Origin of the sequence: Virgibacillus flavescens (genome assembly GCF_050574275.1) — a bacterium.
GTDB lineage: Bacteria > Bacillota > Bacilli > Bacillales > Amphibacillaceae > Virgibacillus_F > Virgibacillus_F flavescens.
Map to the genome: position 1 here is coordinate 1,645,007 of NZ_CP192260.1, position 16,402 is coordinate 1,661,408.

The 16,402-nt window shown below is 38.4% G+C and carries 16 protein-coding genes and 1 riboswitch; of the genes, 13 read left to right on the forward strand and 3 right to left on the reverse strand.

Going from position 1 to position 16,402, the window contains the following annotated elements:
• Positions 1 to 552: 552 nt before the first annotated feature.
• The 5 genes from adh to VBD025_RS07760 all read left to right on the forward strand — a co-directional run bounded on the left by adh (position 553) and on the right by VBD025_RS07760 (position 5,187).
• A complete protein-coding gene (gene adh / locus VBD025_RS07740; RefSeq protein WP_430790917.1) occupies positions 553 to 2,073 on the forward strand; it encodes an aldehyde dehydrogenase in 1,521 nt (506 codons plus the stop codon).
• A 174-nt stretch (positions 2,074 to 2,247) separates the two neighbouring features.
• Positions 2,248 to 2,601 carry a DUF779 domain-containing protein gene (locus tag VBD025_RS07745; protein WP_430790919.1) on the forward strand — a complete coding sequence of 118 codons (354 nt, stop codon included), beginning with the start codon at positions 2,248 to 2,250 and terminating at the stop codon, positions 2,599 to 2,601.
• Positions 2,602 to 2,684: 83 nt separating this feature from the next.
• Entirely contained in the window at positions 2,685 to 3,470 is a 786-nt protein-coding gene (locus VBD025_RS07750) for a carbon-nitrogen family hydrolase (RefSeq protein ID WP_430790921.1), read from the forward strand.
• Between the two features lie 66 nt (positions 3,471 to 3,536).
• On the forward strand, positions 3,537 to 4,562 hold the full coding sequence (locus VBD025_RS07755; protein ID WP_430790923.1) for a hypothetical protein: 1,026 nt from the start codon (positions 3,537 to 3,539) through the stop codon (positions 4,560 to 4,562).
• Positions 4,563 to 4,743: 181 nt separating this feature from the next.
• Positions 4,744 to 5,187 (forward strand): IDEAL domain-containing protein, encoded by a 444-nt coding sequence (locus tag VBD025_RS07760; RefSeq protein WP_430790925.1) that lies wholly within the window; start codon positions 4,744 to 4,746, stop codon positions 5,185 to 5,187.
• Positions 5,188 to 5,234: 47 nt separating this feature from the next.
• Here the strand turns inward: VBD025_RS07760 and VBD025_RS07765 are convergent, their stop codons facing one another.
• Both VBD025_RS07765 and VBD025_RS07770 read right to left on the reverse strand, forming a co-directional pair.
• Positions 5,235 to 7,256 carry a penicillin-binding transpeptidase domain-containing protein gene (locus VBD025_RS07765; protein WP_430790927.1) on the reverse strand — a complete coding sequence of 674 codons (2,022 nt, stop codon included), beginning with the start codon at positions 7,254 to 7,256 and terminating at the stop codon, positions 5,235 to 5,237.
• Between the two features lie 93 nt (positions 7,257 to 7,349).
• Positions 7,350 to 8,294 (reverse strand): LCP family protein, encoded by a 945-nt coding sequence (locus VBD025_RS07770; RefSeq protein WP_430790929.1) that lies wholly within the window; start codon positions 8,292 to 8,294, stop codon positions 7,350 to 7,352.
• 442 nt (positions 8,295 to 8,736) lie between these two features.
• On the opposite strand from VBD025_RS07770, the gene VBD025_RS07775 reads away from it, so the two are divergent.
• The 6 genes from VBD025_RS07775 (at position 8,737) to nagB (ending at position 12,268) form a co-directional block, all read left to right on the forward strand.
• Positions 8,737 to 8,925, forward strand: a complete 189-nt coding sequence (locus VBD025_RS07775) for a hypothetical protein (RefSeq protein ID WP_430790931.1) — start codon at positions 8,737 to 8,739, stop codon at positions 8,923 to 8,925.
• A 199-nt stretch (positions 8,926 to 9,124) separates the two neighbouring features.
• A riboswitch (cyclic di-GMP riboswitch) is annotated at positions 9,125 to 9,209 on the forward strand.
• A gap of 23 nt (positions 9,210 to 9,232) precedes the next feature.
• Positions 9,233 to 9,385: an anti-repressor SinI family protein gene (locus VBD025_RS07780; RefSeq protein WP_430790933.1), complete on the forward strand. Its 153-nt coding sequence runs from the start codon at positions 9,233 to 9,235 to the stop codon at positions 9,383 to 9,385.
• Between the two features lie 65 nt (positions 9,386 to 9,450).
• The gene (locus VBD025_RS07785; RefSeq protein WP_430790935.1) at positions 9,451 to 9,783 is read left to right on the forward strand and encodes a helix-turn-helix domain-containing protein; all 333 of its coding nucleotides are present in this window, start codon (positions 9,451 to 9,453) and stop codon (positions 9,781 to 9,783) included.
• 84 nt (positions 9,784 to 9,867) lie between these two features.
• Positions 9,868 to 10,374 carry a VanZ family protein gene (locus VBD025_RS07790; RefSeq protein ID WP_430790937.1) on the forward strand — a complete coding sequence of 169 codons (507 nt, stop codon included), beginning with the start codon at positions 9,868 to 9,870 and terminating at the stop codon, positions 10,372 to 10,374.
• Entirely contained in the window at positions 10,371 to 11,543 is a 1,173-nt protein-coding gene (gene nagA, locus VBD025_RS07795) for an N-acetylglucosamine-6-phosphate deacetylase (RefSeq protein ID WP_430790939.1), read from the forward strand. The genes VBD025_RS07790 and nagA overlap by 4 nt, the downstream gene beginning before the upstream one ends.
• Positions 11,540 to 12,268 carry a glucosamine-6-phosphate deaminase gene (gene nagB / locus VBD025_RS07800; RefSeq protein ID WP_430790941.1) on the forward strand — a complete coding sequence of 243 codons (729 nt, stop codon included), beginning with the start codon at positions 11,540 to 11,542 and terminating at the stop codon, positions 12,266 to 12,268. The genes nagA and nagB overlap by 4 nt, the downstream gene beginning before the upstream one ends.
• A 918-nt stretch (positions 12,269 to 13,186) precedes the next feature.
• Here the strand turns inward: nagB and VBD025_RS07805 are convergent.
• Positions 13,187 to 13,822: a YigZ family protein gene (locus VBD025_RS07805; protein ID WP_430790943.1), complete on the reverse strand. Its 636-nt coding sequence runs from the start codon at positions 13,820 to 13,822 to the stop codon at positions 13,187 to 13,189.
• 184 nt (positions 13,823 to 14,006) lie between these two features.
• Between VBD025_RS07805 and VBD025_RS07810 the strand changes: the two genes are divergently transcribed.
• Complete coding sequence (locus VBD025_RS07810; protein ID WP_430790945.1) at positions 14,007 to 15,137, forward strand: sensor histidine kinase; 1,131 nt, start codon at positions 14,007 to 14,009, stop codon at positions 15,135 to 15,137.
• Positions 15,138 to 15,324: 187 nt separating this feature from the next.
• Positions 15,325 to 16,017, forward strand: coding sequence for a response regulator (locus VBD025_RS07815; RefSeq protein ID WP_430791320.1), 693 nt, complete (start codon positions 15,325 to 15,327; stop codon positions 16,015 to 16,017).
• Positions 16,018 to 16,402 lie beyond the last annotated feature (385 nt).

Consider the following 16,402-nt stretch of genomic DNA (forward strand, 5'->3'; position numbering starts at 1 on the left):
GATACGATATGACAGCAACGAGATTTCCGCAGATGGCAGTCGCTTTCCGCGGGCGGCTGGTGAGCCTCCTCGTGCTGATGAACTCCGGGGTCTCACCTATGCCTTTCCTCCCGCAGGAGTCGACTGCCATCCGCTCCAATCTCTAGACAAAAATAGCTGTTGCAGGTTCATTAACTTCCTCCCTAATAGAACGTTTATTTCGACATAAACTAGTTGAAGAAAAAACAAAGACGGGAAAGCTTTACCAGTCCTGGTGAGTAGAGGGCAGTGACTCCCGCGGAAAGCATCCGCCCGCAGCGATCCTGGACGGCGGCTTTAGAAGATTTCTTGGTAATAAATTTACTTACTTCGCAGTATATAGATATTGTGTAATGAAATGAAGGCAACGAAGCATCTATTTATGTCCCCTGCGAAAGTTGGGTCAATAAAATTAAAAAGTCAAATAGTTGCAACAATTCATATAAAGTTGGTATAATTATGGAAGAGTTTACCACTTAGATTTTTCATCATTTAAATTGTAAACGGTTACAAAAAATGAGGAGGAATTAACACATGCAATATGCAAATCCGAACACAGATGGTTCAAAGGTAACATTTAAGAAAAAGTACGATAACTTTATAGGTGGAGAATATAGACCGCCAGCAAAAGGGAAATATTTTGAAAATGTAAGTCCTGTCACAGGAAAAGTATTTTGTGAGATTGCAAGATCTACAAAAGAGGACGTCGAGGCTGCGATTGATGCAGGGCACGAAGCTGCAGAAAAATGGGGACAAACCTCAGTTGCAGATCGCGCAAATATTCTTAACAAAATTGCTGATAGAATGGAAGAAAACCTGGAAATGCTGGCAGTTGCTGAGACGTGGGATAACGGAAAAGCAGTTCGCGAAACACTAGCAGCAGATATACCGCTTGCGATTGACCACTTTCGCTATTTTGCAGGAGCAGTAAGAGCTCAAGAAGGCGGAGTCAGTCAAATTGATAATGATACAGTAGCATATCATTTCCATGAGCCACTAGGTGTCGTCGGTCAGATAATTCCGTGGAACTTTCCAATTTTAATGGCTACTTGGAAATTGGCTCCAGCACTCGCAGCTGGAAACTGTGTTGTACTAAAACCTGCTGAGCAGACGCCAGCGTCGATTCATGTACTACTGGATTTGATTAAAGATCTGCTGCCAGCCGGCGTATTAAATGTTGTTAATGGATTCGGTGTAGAAGCTGGGAAACCATTGGCTTCAAACAGTCGAATTGCTAAAATCGCTTTCACTGGAGAAACAACTACCGGCCGTTTAATTATGCAGTATGCTTCAGAAAATATTATTCCAGTAACACTTGAACTTGGTGGTAAGTCACCAAATATATTCTTTGAAGATGTAATGGATGCAGATGACGGATTTTTAGATAAAGCGATTGAAGGATTAGTAATGTTTGCACTTAACCAGGGGGAAGTATGTACATGTCCATCCCGCGCATTAATTCATGAATCAATTTACGATGAATTTATGCAGCGAGCAGTTGAGCGTGTTAAACAAATTAAAATTGGACATCCGCTGGATACAGATACGATGATGGGTGCACAGGCGTCCCAGGAACAGTTAGAAAAGATTCAGTCTTACTTGGATATTGGTAAACAAGAGGGCGCAGAAGTACTAGTTGGCGGTAACACGAACAAGTTAGACGGCGATATGGAAAATGGTTACTATGTTGAACCAACAATCTTCAAAGGTAACAACAAGATGCGTGTTTTCCAGGAAGAGATCTTTGGTCCAGTACTTTCGGTTACAACGTTCAAAGATAAGGAAGAGGCAATGGAAATTGCAAATGACACGTTGTATGGATTAGGTGCCGGTGTTTGGACGCGCAACATTAACACAGCCTATCGATTTGGACGAGGCATACAAGCTGGACGGGTTTGGACAAACTGTTACCATCAATATCCTGCCCACGCAGCTTTCGGTGGTTACAAGAAGTCTGGTATCGGACGGGAAAACCATTTGATGATGCTGGATCATTATCAACAGACCAAAAACCTGTTAATCAGCTATTCAGAATCGCCTGCAGGGTTTTATTAAAACGTAAGAAAAGTATAATTGTTTTAAAGTAAATGCAGGTATAAGTAAAACTTCTGCATTCGCTATGAAAGACGAGGCGAATGCGAAGTTTTCTAAAAAAGATTTAGGGAATATGAGAAGGTAAAACGAACGTGATGTACCATTTTTTGTATAACGGTTTAAGGAGTGTGAAAAATGGTCGAACGAGTAACAGTGACGGATAAGGCACTAGAGCTTATTGAAACCTTAAAGGAAACCCACGGCGAGCTAATGTTTCATCAATCTGGCGGCTGTTGTGATGGCAGTTCACCGATGTGCTATCCAAGAGGTGAGTTTCGGACTGGGGATTCCGATGTGCTGCTTGGTGAAATAGGTGACACACCATTTTACATGTCAAAAGATCAGTACGAGTATTGGAAGCACACCCAAATTATTGTTGATGCAATAGATGGTCGAGGTGGAATGTTTTCGCTTGAAGGTCCTGAAGGGAAACGGTTTTTAACCAGATCGAGGGTTTTCACAGAAGAAGAACGTGCAGAATTAACTTAATAGATTTATAATAGAAAAAAATCATCAGCATGTAAGCGTAATGCTGATGATTTTTTTCTATAGAGGAAAGGGGAGGAATTCCGTTGAAACAAAAAATTGCTATGATACAGCTTGACATTAAATATGGAGATCCACGAACCAATTTCAAACGGGCAGAAACGTTTGTAGAGGAAGCGGCAATTAAAGGTGCAGACGTAATCCTGCTTCCGGAGTTGTGGACCACTGGATATGATTTGGCAAGACTTGAAGAAATTGCAGATAAAAACGCTGAGCAGTCCATTGAATTTTTACAAAAGATGGCGCGCGACTACGGCGTACATGTAATAGGCGGTTCAGTAGCAGAGAAATGTGAGGATGGAGTACGTAATACCATGCTGGTAATTGATAACAAGGGACAGCTTATTCATAAATATAGTAAGTTACATTTGTTTAAATTGATGGATGAACATGTTTACTTGGAAGAAGGGTTAGATGAGGCGGAGTTTGTTTTGGCAGGGGTGAAATCAGCAGGTTACATTTGCTACGATATTCGTTTCCCAGAGTGGATGCGGAAGGCTGCATTAAACAAAACAAAAGTTATGTACATAGTTGCGGAGTGGCCAAAGCCTCGTATTGATCACTGGAAAGTTCTCCTTCAAGCTCGTGCAATAGAAAATCAGTGTTATGTAATTGCCTGTAATCGAAGCGGATCAGATCCAAAAAATGAATTTGGGGGTATGTCCCTGATTATTGATCCATGGGGGAAGATTATTTCCGAAGGCGGAGAAACAGAAGAAATTGTAGTAGGAGAAGTAGATTTTGCATTAGTGGATGAAGTGCGGGATCGGATCCCTGTATTTGATGATCGCCGGGAAAAAAGGTACGGATAAGAAACGCACACATCGGCCCAATGAACATATACTGTTAAAGTGAAAAAATCGGGAGGGTGTGTTAGCTTGTCAAAAATTTATTATTACGCATGGGGGAATACCGCGCAGGGGCTTGTAAGTTTTGCTGAATCGAATTTAGCGAACCTGGACAATGTATATGTGCTGAATCATCCATCTGAAGTGATAAAAACTGCTATAATCAACCAAATTATCGACCAAACTGACGAAACATGCGATATGGAAATCATCGACAGTGTAAATGGCAATGAGTTTCTAGATGGTGTCATACTTCGTGATAAATCATTAGCTGTACTTACAAGAACGGTATCGCTTCCGAACTGCAGTATAATTGATTTAAAAAGTTATACGAAAAGCGAACAAATAGAATCATTGTTTACGAAGAAGAATAAGTTGGTTGATAAAGCCTATGAGTATTTTAATACTGGGTTAACCGTACATGACGATCTTGAAAAAATTTACATTAATGAAATGGACTTTTCCAAGGCAGACCAGCTTACTGCCGCGTACAGTAAAAAGCTTATACATTCATCTTCAAGCCATGACGGTGAAGGGAAAATCTACCATCGTTTATTTGGCACGAATACCAAAGATGGCATTGTAAACGATGTGCCTAACCTGATAGAAAGCGTTGGGAAGACTTACTTTATTAAGGGGCGGGCAGGAACCGGCAAATCTACTTTTATGAAAAAAATAACTGCAGATTGTAAGACGGCTGGGTTTGACGTTGAGTTGTACCACTGCAGTTTTGATTCAAACAGTATCGATATGGTCATTGTCCGTGAGCTTGATTTCTGTATTTTTGACAGTACAGATCCACATGAGTTTTTTCCTGAACGGGAACACGATGAAATAATAGATTTATACAAAGAGCTGGTTACTCCTAGAACTGATGAAAAGTTTGCGGATGATATTAGCGACCTTAATTATCGGTATAAATCGTTTTTAAAAAGAGGAAATGATTGTCTGAAGGAAGCGGGACGTTATCAAAGTGAAATAGAAAAGAATTTTCATCGTGTGGATGAAACCGAAATAAATGGAATTACCGACTTTATTTCAAACAAGGTGTTATAACTTACCCACCGTCAATTTCTTCCAGATGATTGGCGGTGACCCTTTACTGGATCTGAATTGTACAGTAAACATGGAAAGTATTTCTCAATTCGACAATCTTTACTCTTGTGTTTTCAGTAATAATTAGGTAGAATAAATTAACTGAAAATTTAAAGTAAACAAAAATCAGGAGGTGGGGAAAGTGCTAACCGTTAAAATGTTAAAGCCTTACTATATTAAATCCGAGGATGACCATGTTCGTATAATATTAGCCTACCAGTACTTTGCATTATTTATTAATGAAAAAGTCTATCAATTTGTGCCTACAAAGGCTAAAGAGATACAAATTGACCGCAGAACACAAAAGATTGTTAATATAGATGCATTATTTGCCTTTCAAAAGGGTAAAGAAGTCATTCAGGTGGCCATGAGTGAACTTATATCCATCCCTGATTTTTTATTACAGCTTAATGAAATTGCTAAGCCGTATTATATAGAAGACCCAATTGAAGAAAGTACTAATTCAAAAAATGAAAACGCTGTCATTATTGATGAGCTAGTATATGAAAACGTGAAAAGATTAATTGATAAGGCATTAGATGCAAAGGATAAAAATCTATTTGATAGTCTGGTAAAGTTATTATAAACATAAAAAGAAGCTACTCCGATAAATTCGGCAGTAGCTTCTGCTTTTTATTTAATATCTTTTAAAATATCTGTAACCTTTTCGACGGCGTAATGGCTACCGCCTTTATCTTCTGTATGTTCGATCATCATTGCGATTAAAATATCCTGTGACTCAGTTGGGTAGGCAACGAACCATCCATTTTCTTGTCCCGATTCAACGTCTGCGGACTTCTTCAACTCAGCTGTACCTGTTTTTCCTGAGATGGGAAAGTCTGCTGCTTGGGCTCCGTTTGCACTCCCGACTGGTGAAGTGACTACTTTACGTAAGCTCTCCCGTATTAGTGCAGCTTGCTTTTCAGTAACTAAATTTTCTTTCCATAGCTGACTTTTTTCATCATCCATGAGTAAAACAGGTTTAATCAAATTACCAGTATTTAAAAATGTAGTATAGGTGGATGCCAGGTGAAGTGCACTTATTTGCATTTGACCCTGTCCGTAACTTGAATTTGCAAGCAATACTTTTTCATTCAGTTTACCGTCTCTTGATATGGTAGAGGTTTCTATAGGGTATGCAAATGGAATTTCTTCACCAAAACCAAATTTCTGCAATCCGTTTACGAACGTGTCACTGCCCATCTCTAGTGTTTTCATGGCAAAATAAATGTTGTCAGAACGAATCAGTGCATCTTCTAAGTCGACCGGTCCATTCGATTCAGAAACCCGACGTACTTTATAATTACCAAAGGATTTACCAGGGCTCCAGGTCAACCCGTTTATTTCAATACCTTCCTCTGGATCAATAACTTCACTTTGTAACCCTATCGATGCTGTAATTGGTTTGATTACTGATCCAGGAACAAAAGTTGCAGCGAATTTATTAATCAGTGGCTGTTTCGGATTCTCCTGTAATTCATTTAATCTCGCGTGTGAAATTCCATATACAAAATCATTTGGATCGAAGGCAGGACTGCTTACTAACGCTAGCGTTTCTCCTGTTTTCGGATCAATTGCTGCTGCTGTTCCTGACTCTCCATCATAGGTTTGATAGATTTTCTTTTGCAGTTCTGCGTCAAGGGTTAACATAATATTCTCTCCGTCTTTAACGGGTTTTTCGGCCAGGACAACTTCCTCTTGCTCCTTTTGAGTGACAACGATTTTTATACCTTCTTTGCCACGTAAACGTTCATCGTACAGCTGTTCAAGCCCACGCTTGCCAATCATATCATTTGCAGTTAATGAATCATTTTCACTCTTTTCGAGATCTTCTGCAGAAACTTTTGAGGTGTATCCTACTAAGTGTGCTGCCGCTTCGCCGTAAGGATACACGCGGCCAGTTACTTCCTTACCTGCTACTGGACCAGTTGCCCACAGTTCTTCTAAGTTTTCTTTAGAAGTTGGCACTTTAGTTATTGGGACGAAGACATCCGGTGTAACCCAGTCTGCATCTAACTTACGATCAATAGATTCTACGTCCATTCCAAGTATATCTGCAATTTCTTTTTTCTTTGCTTCAGGAGATTCGCCTAATTTCTCTGGAACGATGCCTATTTCATATACGGTATCATTGATCGCAAGTGGCATTCTGTTCCGGTCAAGTATTTCGCCACGCCGTGGTTGTTCCGAGACAATGTCTATTTCACCGCCATTTTTCATAGCCGGAAAAATATAGCCGGGATCCCATTTTACATACCAATTCTTTTTGTCTTCTTCACCTTGCTGTACTAATTTTGCTTCATAATCGAAAGTAATTGAACCAGCAATGGTATTCATTTCGACTGAAAACGGATAAGTAGTTTCTCCTTTTTCAAGTGCTGCCTCTACTTCTTTTTCGGTGAGTTTATCATAAGTAATTTTCAGGTCTGAAACATTAATATCCTTGTATATCTTCTTGTACCGATCCACATATTGCTTCGTTGAATAGGATGATTTAGCTTTTTTTGCTAGCATATCGTACATGTTTGTAAAATCTTTATCCTGCCAATTTGAAACATATGTTTCAAATCGATCGTTGGGTGAGACTTCTTTATCTGTGCATCCTGCTAGAAGGATAGATAGTAAAATAGTGAGTAGAAAAATTGTTTTTTTCAAATGATCCCCGCCTTCTTCAACGATATTGTAGCGTTCGAATTTCTATGTGTATAGATAGAAAAGTCATTCTACGTTCAGAATGACTTTTCCATGCTAATTAGCTTCCATATGTTCTTTAATTGTCTGGGTAATTCTATTGATTTCGTTATCCGGAACGGCATAATAATAAATACTGTTAATCATTTCTCCATGACCACTAATTTCAATTGTTTCCATATTTTTTCTGGTGTCACGATAATCTGTGAAAAGCGTTTGCATCTTCTTCATGTTTAGGTTCGTTGTCACGTTATCACCTAAAATGTCAAGAATATCAGTAACTTTAGTGATATTTGAAAAACTTGCTCCTTTATCCATCGCTGCCTTAATCACTTTTCGTTGCCTTTCATTACGACCCAGGTCACCACGAGGATCTTCTTTACGCATACGGATGTACTTTAAAGCTTCCTCGCCACTTAATTGTATTTGACCGGTAGGGAAATTCTCGCCTCCTTGGGAAAATGCATTATCGTTCGTAATTGTAACACCGCCAAGTGCATCGATTCCCTGCTTAAATCCTTCCATATTTACTTTCACATAAAAATGTACAGGAACATCAAACGTATTTTCAACCGTTTGAACGGATAACTCCACACCGCCAAATGCATAGGCGTGATTAATTTTATCCATTCCACGACCTGGAATGTTTACATAAGTATCGCGAGGGATACTGACCATAATCGTCTTATTTGTTGCAGGGTTAAGGGACATAAGAATCATTGTATCCGAACGACCTACATCATTTTCCCTCTGGTCAACACCGAGTAGTAAAACATTTATCGATTTTTTATTTTTAACGATGGAATCTAATTTTTCTTGTCTCTCCGGATCTTCATCACGTGAAAGTGGTTCATGCATAGTAGCCACCGTATCGCCAACCTGATTGTATAAATAAATCATGTAAGTACCTACCGCTAAAATTAGTAGGAGAATGATTCCGCCTAACCAAAATGGCCATTTTCGTTTTTTCTTTGCCTGTCTTTTTTCAGATCTTGTATCCAATATAATTCTCCTCTAATACTCTCTAAGTTCTTTGTTAGATTATAACGAATTTATTTAGAAACGTCTATTCCTTTTAGTCATATGTTACTAGTTTTTGTCAGAATATATCAATTGTAGTTGCTGAGTCAGTAATCAATAGGGAAATTTTGAAAAAACTTAGTAAGAACGTGTAAAAAAGCAATAATTGAAGTAAACAGCGTATTTAATAGGAAATTTTAGGTAATTTGAGTATTTAAATTTTAATAATAATAGAATATAATACAGTAAACGTTCTTAATATGAAACGGATAATAATTTAAAAAGAACGGTGAAGAACGGTTTAAGTAATTTGATAGTAATCTACTAAAATATTGGTTCAATTTCTACATGTTTATGAATAGAATACGAGTAATACCTGTTTGCCGAGTATTTTTAAAAAAGAACTAAGGAAAGGAGGAAATTCATGCAATTTTCCTACATGATAAAAAGTGGCCAAGAACATACATACTATCGAGTCATCAATGGTCCAGAAATGCAGGAAAACGAGAATTCAGGATTAGGTAATTTACAAAAATCCACCATCAAAAAATTTTTAAAAAAAGTAAGTTTAAGAAGGACTCAAAGAAACACTAGAAAAGATAAAAATAAATAAATTCTGATGATTAATTAGAACACAGACTATCTCTAAATAATATGCAAAATATTTTAGGTAAATGTGCTCAAAAGAACGTGACTTTTTTGAATCTTTCATATATACTAATTTCAACTTACAAAACTAGTTGCGTTTAGACAAAACAAGACACCCAATACCATTTATACCTGTAGTACAATAGTAGTACAATAATTGTTTCCTCAGAAAATGGCAAACTTACTGAAAAGTAGGGGCGCAAAATCACAGGTCTAAGGCTAATTAGCTATGACGGCTGGGTTACCCGGGAAAATAAATGGGGGCTAACAATATGAATAAAGTCGTGAAACAAACAGGTTTTGGTCTTGATCTTGATAGCGAATGGGTTGAACTGGTGCTAGAAGCAAAAGAAATCGGTATTACGACTGAAGAAGTTAGGCATTTTTTGGACGAAACCTCACAACTAGAACGGGAAAGTTATTAAAATTGTGCTTAATATAGAACCTCACATTTTTTTATGCTATACTGTCATAAAAGGTGGTGTGAGACTTGATCGGTGAAAAAATAAAACAGCTGCGACAAGATAAAAAAATGTCCATTTCAGAACTTGCTGAGAAAGCTGGAGTTGCAAAATCATACTTAAGCTCTATAGAACGAAACCTCCAGTCGAATCCATCGATCCAGTTTATCGAAAAAATTGGGGTCGTCCTCGGAGTGAGTGTAAATGATATTATACGCGAGGATCAACCATTTGAATCAAATGAAAACTTAGACGAGGATTGGTTAAAAATTGTTCATGAAGCTATGGAATCTGGAGTTACTAAGGAACAATTCAAAGAGTATCTTGAATTTAACAAATGGAAAAGAAAACAGGAAAACTAAATTTTTTGTCTTGACCGTAGAGCTAATATAGCATACGGTTTTTTTATTGGTAGAAAATAATGTTAATTATATGAGGTATCTATAATGAAAAAATATTCGTATTGGCTTTTGCCGGTTTTATGGATGGCTGTAATATTTCGTTCATCTGCAACTCCTTATCAGGAACAAGATATGAAACCATTTTTATCAGAGTTTATTGATCTTTCTTTTCTTGAACCGGTGTTAGATGGTATATCTTTTCGTTACCATCATGCTGCAGTGAGTGTTGAAGCCCTCGGAGTAGCAGGGTTTATTGAGTTTTTTGTCCGTAAAGGTGCGCATGTCACGGTTTATTTAATTTTATTTTGCCTATTTTATCTTGCATGCAGAAAGTCTGCACAATGTTATGTTACGACCAGTTTATTTATTTCGATTCTATTAAGCAGTGTCTATGCAGGACTGGATGAATTTCACCAGGGATTTACTCAGAACAGAACACCATATATTGGCGATGTTGGACTTGATATAGTTGGAGCGATTATTGGGTGTTTATGTGTACTGTTCGTTCGGTGGTTGAGGAAAAGGGCAGGAAGGGGTTCGAAACTAAAATGATCTTATTTAAAAATGTAAAGATTCACTTAGAACATAAGATAATTGAGCGTGGTGCGCTACTTACGATAGGTGATAAAATACAGGAGATTTATGAGACGGATGCTGTACCTGCAGAACTGCCACATGATGCTGTCATCATTAATGGCGAAGGGAAAAATTTGATTCCAGGCTTTATTGATGGACATATTCACGGTGCAAATGGAGCGGATGTGATGGACGCTACAGAAGCTGCCCTTGATAAAATTGCCAATGTATTGCCTAAAGAAGGCACGACAAGCTTTCTTGCAACAACGATTACACAATCGGTAGAATCAATAGAAAATGCTATTGAAAATGTCTCTACTTACAAGGTGAAACCAGGGAGTGCAGAGCTTGTTGGCATTCATTTAGAGGGTCCATTTATAGAAAGTAGCATGGCAGGGGCACAACCAATAGAGCATATTTTAAAGCCTGATGTGGACTTGTTTCATCATTGGCAAACCTTAAGCAATAATCAAATTAAGACGGTAACGATTGCACCTGAACATGATCCTAAGGGTTCTTTTATCCGGTTTCTGAAAAAATCTGGTGTGAATGTATCGGCTGGGCACACAAAAGGCAGTTTTTCTGACATACAAAAAGCAGTAAAACATGGTGTAAATCAAGTGACGCATATATGTAATGCAATGTCAGGAATTCATCATCGTGACATTGGTGTGGTTGGTGCAGCTTTACGAATAACTGAATTACGTGCTGAATTAATAGCGGATGGTATCCATGTATCCAATGAAATGATGCAGTTGATCTATGATAATATGGGCAGCGAACGGTTGATGTTAATTACAGATTCAATGCGTGCAAAGTGTCTATTTGCTGGTGAGTACGAACTTGGAGGGCAACCAGTTACCGTTACAAACGACCGGGCAATCCTCAAAGACGGAACGCTTGCAGGAAGTATTTTGAAAATGTGCGATGGGGCAAAAAATATCATGAACTTAAACAATGTGGAAATTGGAAATGTCATCGAAATGGCTTCTTCTAATCCAGCTAAACAAGTTGGTATGTTTGATAAAAAAGGAAGTATCCTATCCGGCAAAGATGCTGACCTGCTGCTCGTCGATGATAGTCTGACTGTTCATTATACGATATGCCGTGGAAAAATAGCCTATAAGGAGGGAGAATCGCTTTGAAAATCGTACAGGTGAAAGACTATAATGAAATGAGCGAAGCGGCTTGCAGTCTAATTATAAGAGAAATACATAATGACCCGGAATTGGTTTTAGGACTTGCGACGGGATCTACTCCAGAGGGATTATATAAAAAATTGATAGAAAAATATAATCAGGAAGCAGTATCATTCAAAGCAATTACGTCGTTTAATCTGGATGAATATATTGGTCTTTCGAAGGATAATCGTAACAGCTATCATTTTTATATGGAGAATTATTTATTTCAGCACATTGATATAAATATGCAAAATGTGTATGTTCCAACAGCCAACAGTCCAGATGCTGAGAAAGAATGCAGTGCGTATGAAAAATTAATTCGGGATAACGGGAAAATTGATTTGCAAATACTGGGGCTAGGTACAAACGGACATATAGGATTTAATGAACCTGGTACCAAATTCTCAAGCCGAACGCATATCGTGAATTTGGCTGAATCAACCCGAAAAGCAAACGCTAGATTTTTTGAAACGATTGAAAACGTACCAACAAGCGCTATTACAATGGGGATTAAGACAATCATGGAAAGCAGAGAAATTATTATTCTGGTATCAGGCGAGAGAAAAGCAAAGGCGCTCGCACGATTTATTAATGGTGAAATAAGTGAACATTTCCCTGCATCCATATTAAAAAAGCATGATAACGTTACAGTCATTGCAGATGAAGCTGCGATGAACAACCTGAAATAATCCTTCATAATAGAGTGACGGATTATTTTTCTGTACATAAGTAAAGTATAGAAGTTTAGAGCAAATTCCGGGTTTATCTAAAAAGATAAGAATGTATAAAGTATTTATGTTTGTCTGTCTAGCTCCAACCCATAGCCCGATTGAGGTTTTTACATGCTATTAGTTACTTTTGCCGTAGTAGATGGAAACTGTGAAGTAATTTACAGCCTTGGGAATGCTGCGATATGACAGCAACGAGATTTCCGCTGATGGCAGTCGCGCACCTTAGGGCGGCTGGTGAGCCTCCTCGTGCTATCGCACTCCGGGGTCTCACCTATGCCTGTCCTCCCGCAGGAGTCGACTGCCATCCGCTCCAATCTCTAGACAAAATATAGCCGTCGCAGGTTTATTAACTTTCTCCCTAATAGAACGTTTATTTCGACATAAACTAGTTGAAGAAAAACAAAGACATAAACAGCATTACCAGTTCTGGTGAGTGGAGGGCGGTGACTCCTCGAAAAAGAAAAGCACTTTTTCTTCGTGCGATGCCTTTTCAGGGAAGCCTTCCTTATCCTGCGGGAACAGCACGAGTCTGAAGGCCCCGCAGAAGAGCATTTTTAAGAGGGGGGCCAACTAAACCCGTCCTTTGCGGACAACGTTGGCATACCCCTTGTCGGGGCAAGGAGACTGAAGCCGTGCCCGCGGAAAGCATCCGCCCGCAACGATCCTGGACGGCTGCTATGGAAACAAATCTAAAATTACTGCACAGTATAGAGTTATTGTGTCACTACGAAACGGATTGCGAGATATTCATCTGTTTCTGTGAAAATCACCTTATTTTTATTCTGCGATGATTGAGTTATACGTATAAAGGTCTAGAGCAAATGCAGGTATAAAAAAATTCATTATTCGCTATTAAAGATGAGGAGAATGCTTAGTTTATTTAACGTCAGTTTCGATGTAAGCATGATCTTTTTCTTCCATCGTTACTTGATCACTCGTGAGATTTACTACCCATTCTGTAAAGCTTTGTACGTCTTCTGTTTTTACATATATATGGAAAATGACTTCGTCCAGATAATCAATCTTTGATAATACGTGCTCAGATGTTCGAAAAGCATTTTCCAGTTTCCCCAGCAAGCCATAATCTGCAGTAACCAGAAACCCTTGCATTAACTGTCGCTCAACCACACCTGTTGCTTTAATAACCTCTGATGCAGACCCGCCATACGCCCTGATTAATCCCCCGGCACCAAGCTTAATCCCACCAAAATAACGCGTTACGACAATTACAGTGTCTTTCAGTTTTTGCTTTTTTAGCACCTCTAAGATAGGAACGCCCGCAGTACCACTTGGTTCGCCATCATCATTTGCTTTTTGAATATGGTCCTGCTCGCCAATTATGTAAGCAGAACAATTATGGTTAGCGTCATGATATTTTTTCTTAATCTCATAAATGAACTCCTGCGCTTTTTCTTCTGTTTCCACCCGCTTAACATGACCAATAAAGCGTGATTTTTGAATAATAGTTTGATTCAATCCTTCTTTTTTAATGGTATAATAGTTAGACAACATCGTGCATTCAACCTCCTTTGTTAACATTAGTATAAATCCGGGTATATGTACAAGGAATGGATTGAATAAAAAAAACCTATACCTTTTTACTAGTAAAAAGAATATTATTCCAAAAAGCACCCGAAATGACCCTAGTAAAAATGATTAGAGTTTCGAAATATATACACATAGGTTGGTGATCCAATTGGCGATAAAACAATCTGAGAAAGTCTTAGATGGAATTATTGATGAAATGATTGATGTGGTGGAAAACAGTAAAGATGAAATTTTTAACATCAGTGAAGCATCCAGAAACGAGTATGAGCTGTTAACACAGGAGTTACTCGAAACAAAAAATCAGGTCATCGAGCACATCAATAATGGGGATAAGCTTGAACAGAAGGTGCGGTTTTCGAGAAAAAAACTTTCGGAAGTAAGTAAATACTTTGAACGTTACTCTGAAACTGAAATACGCCAGGTGTATGAGAATACGCATACGATGCAGACTGACCTTGCAATGCTGCAGCAAAAGGAGCGGGCATTACGTGAAAGACGTGACGATTTAGAACGGCGTTTACTTGTGCTGGATCAGACGATTGAACGGGCAGAAGGATTAGCAAGTAAAATCACCGTTATTCTAACGTACTTAAATGATGACTTTAAACAAGTAAACGAACTAATTGAAAATGCGAAAGAAAAACATGAATTTGGCTTAAAAATTATTGAAGCTCAGGAAGAAGAACGAAGAAAGATATCCCGAGAGATTCACGATGGTCCAGCACAAATGCTAGCGAACATCCTGATGCGCTCTGAAATAGTAGATCGAACTTTTCGTGATGGCAATATGGATGATGTACGTAAAGAAATCAGCAGTATGCGAAAGATGATTCGGTCTTCCTTATACGAAGTACGGAGAATAATTTACGACTTGCGTCCAATGGCATTGGATGATTTGGGCTTGGTGCCTACCCTTAAGAAATATATTGCCAATGTTGCAGAGTACACTGGTCTTAACATTGAATTTATTCCAATTGGAAGCGAAAGACGATTCAACCAAAAGTATGAAGTGGCTTTTTTTCGATTGGTTCAGGAATCAGTTCAGAATTCAATTAAACATGCCGATGCTACTAATGTAGTTGTAAAATTAGAAATAAAAGAGAAGCAGCTAATGATGATTGTAAAAGATAATGGCCGGGGATTTGACATAAACAAAAAAAATGATAATTCATTTGGACTGATTGGCATGCGTGAAAGAGTTGATATGCTGAATGGTTCGTTTAAATTAAATTCCGTTATAAATCAAGGTACCGCTATATTTATTAGCGTTCCATATTAAGAGTAAGTTATACTGTTATTATAGTCTGAACAATCAGACTTAGGAAAGTTAGGAAATAATTCCTAGTCCAATTTGTTAGTATTTTATGTATACTGAACTATATCTAGAGAAAATAGTATATATTAATCATCTATGTAATAGGGAAAATATAGAGAAATATAGTAATCTTGTAGGAGGAACAATATTGATGGTAAAAAGTGACGTTACTAAAATAGTTTTAATAGATGATCATAAGCTCTTTCGTGAAGGGGTTAAACGTATACTTGAATTTGAATCCTCTTTTGAAATATTAGCAGAGGGTGACGATGGAAACGTTGCAGCACAACTAGTCGCACAGCATAAACCAGATGTTGTGTTAATGGATATAAATATGCCAGATATGAATGGCGTACAAGCCACTGCGAATCTGGTTAGGCATCATCCGAATACTAGGGTGATTATACTGTCCATCCATGATGATGAAAGTTATGTAACACACGCACTGAAGACTGGGGCGCAAGGATATCTATTGAAAGAAATGGATTCGGACTCGCTGATTGAAGCAATTAAAGTTGTTAGTGATGGTGGATCTTATCTTCATCCGCGGGTAACTCATAATCTAGTCCAGGAATTTAGAAGGCTCTCAAAAGATGCGTCGATTAACCGTTCAGAGTTTGGCGCTGATTATCGCAAGCCATTGCATTTGTTAACACGACGCGAGTGCGAAGTTTTACAGTTGTTGGCAGAAGGAAAAAGTAATCGTGGGGTTGCAGACTCATTGTATATTAGTGAGAAAACAGTAAAAAACCATGTAAGTAATATCCTTCAAAAGATGAATGTAAATGACCGAACACAAGCAGTAGTAGCTGCAATTCGCAAAGGTTGGGTAGAGATACTTTAAACTTACTATTTGTTCCTCATTCTTATCGTTTCTTACGATATGTGCCTTGATGTGTCATACATCAAGGCATATTTTTATTTAACTAAACTTTCGCGTAGTTGATCCCTGAAGGGAAAGAAGTTTGCCCACTGAAAAAGTTACACCTCGTAGGAATTAAGTGGATCTGCTATCGCATCTTCGAATACACTTCGCGCACCTTAGGGCACGGCTTCAGTCTCCTTGCCCCGACAAGGGGTATGCCAACGTTGTCCGCAAAGGACGGGTTTAGTTGGCCATCCTTTAAAAGACTGCTTTCCTGCGGGGCCTTCAGACTCGTGCTGTTCTCGCAGGATAGAAGGCTTTCTTGAAAAAAACATCGCACGAAGAAAAAGTGCTTTTCTTTTTC

What these genes read in the sequence shown, in the direction of transcription:
- adh (WP_430790917.1), top strand. Translation starts at nt 553, where the DNA reads ATGCAATATGCAAATCCGAACACAGATGGTTCAAAGGTAACATTTAAG.
- VBD025_RS07745 (WP_430790919.1), top strand. Translation starts at nt 2,248, where the DNA reads ATGGTCGAACGAGTAACAGTGACGGATAAGGCACTAGAGCTTATTGAA.
- VBD025_RS07775 (WP_430790931.1), top strand. Translation starts at nt 8,737, where the DNA reads ATGCAATTTTCCTACATGATAAAAAGTGGCCAAGAACATACATACTAT.
- VBD025_RS07780 (WP_430790933.1), top strand. Translation starts at nt 9,233, where the DNA reads ATGAATAAAGTCGTGAAACAAACAGGTTTTGGTCTTGATCTTGATAGC.
- VBD025_RS07790 (WP_430790937.1), top strand. Translation starts at nt 9,868, where the DNA reads ATGAAAAAATATTCGTATTGGCTTTTGCCGGTTTTATGGATGGCTGTA.
- nagA (WP_430790939.1), top strand. Translation starts at nt 10,371, where the DNA reads ATGATCTTATTTAAAAATGTAAAGATTCACTTAGAACATAAGATAATT.
- VBD025_RS07805 (WP_430790943.1), bottom strand. Translation starts at nt 13,822, where the DNA reads ATGTTGTCTAACTATTATACCATTAAAAAAGAAGGATTGAATCAAACT.
- VBD025_RS07815 (WP_430791320.1), top strand. Translation starts at nt 15,325, where the DNA reads ATGGTAAAAAGTGACGTTACTAAAATAGTTTTAATAGATGATCATAAG.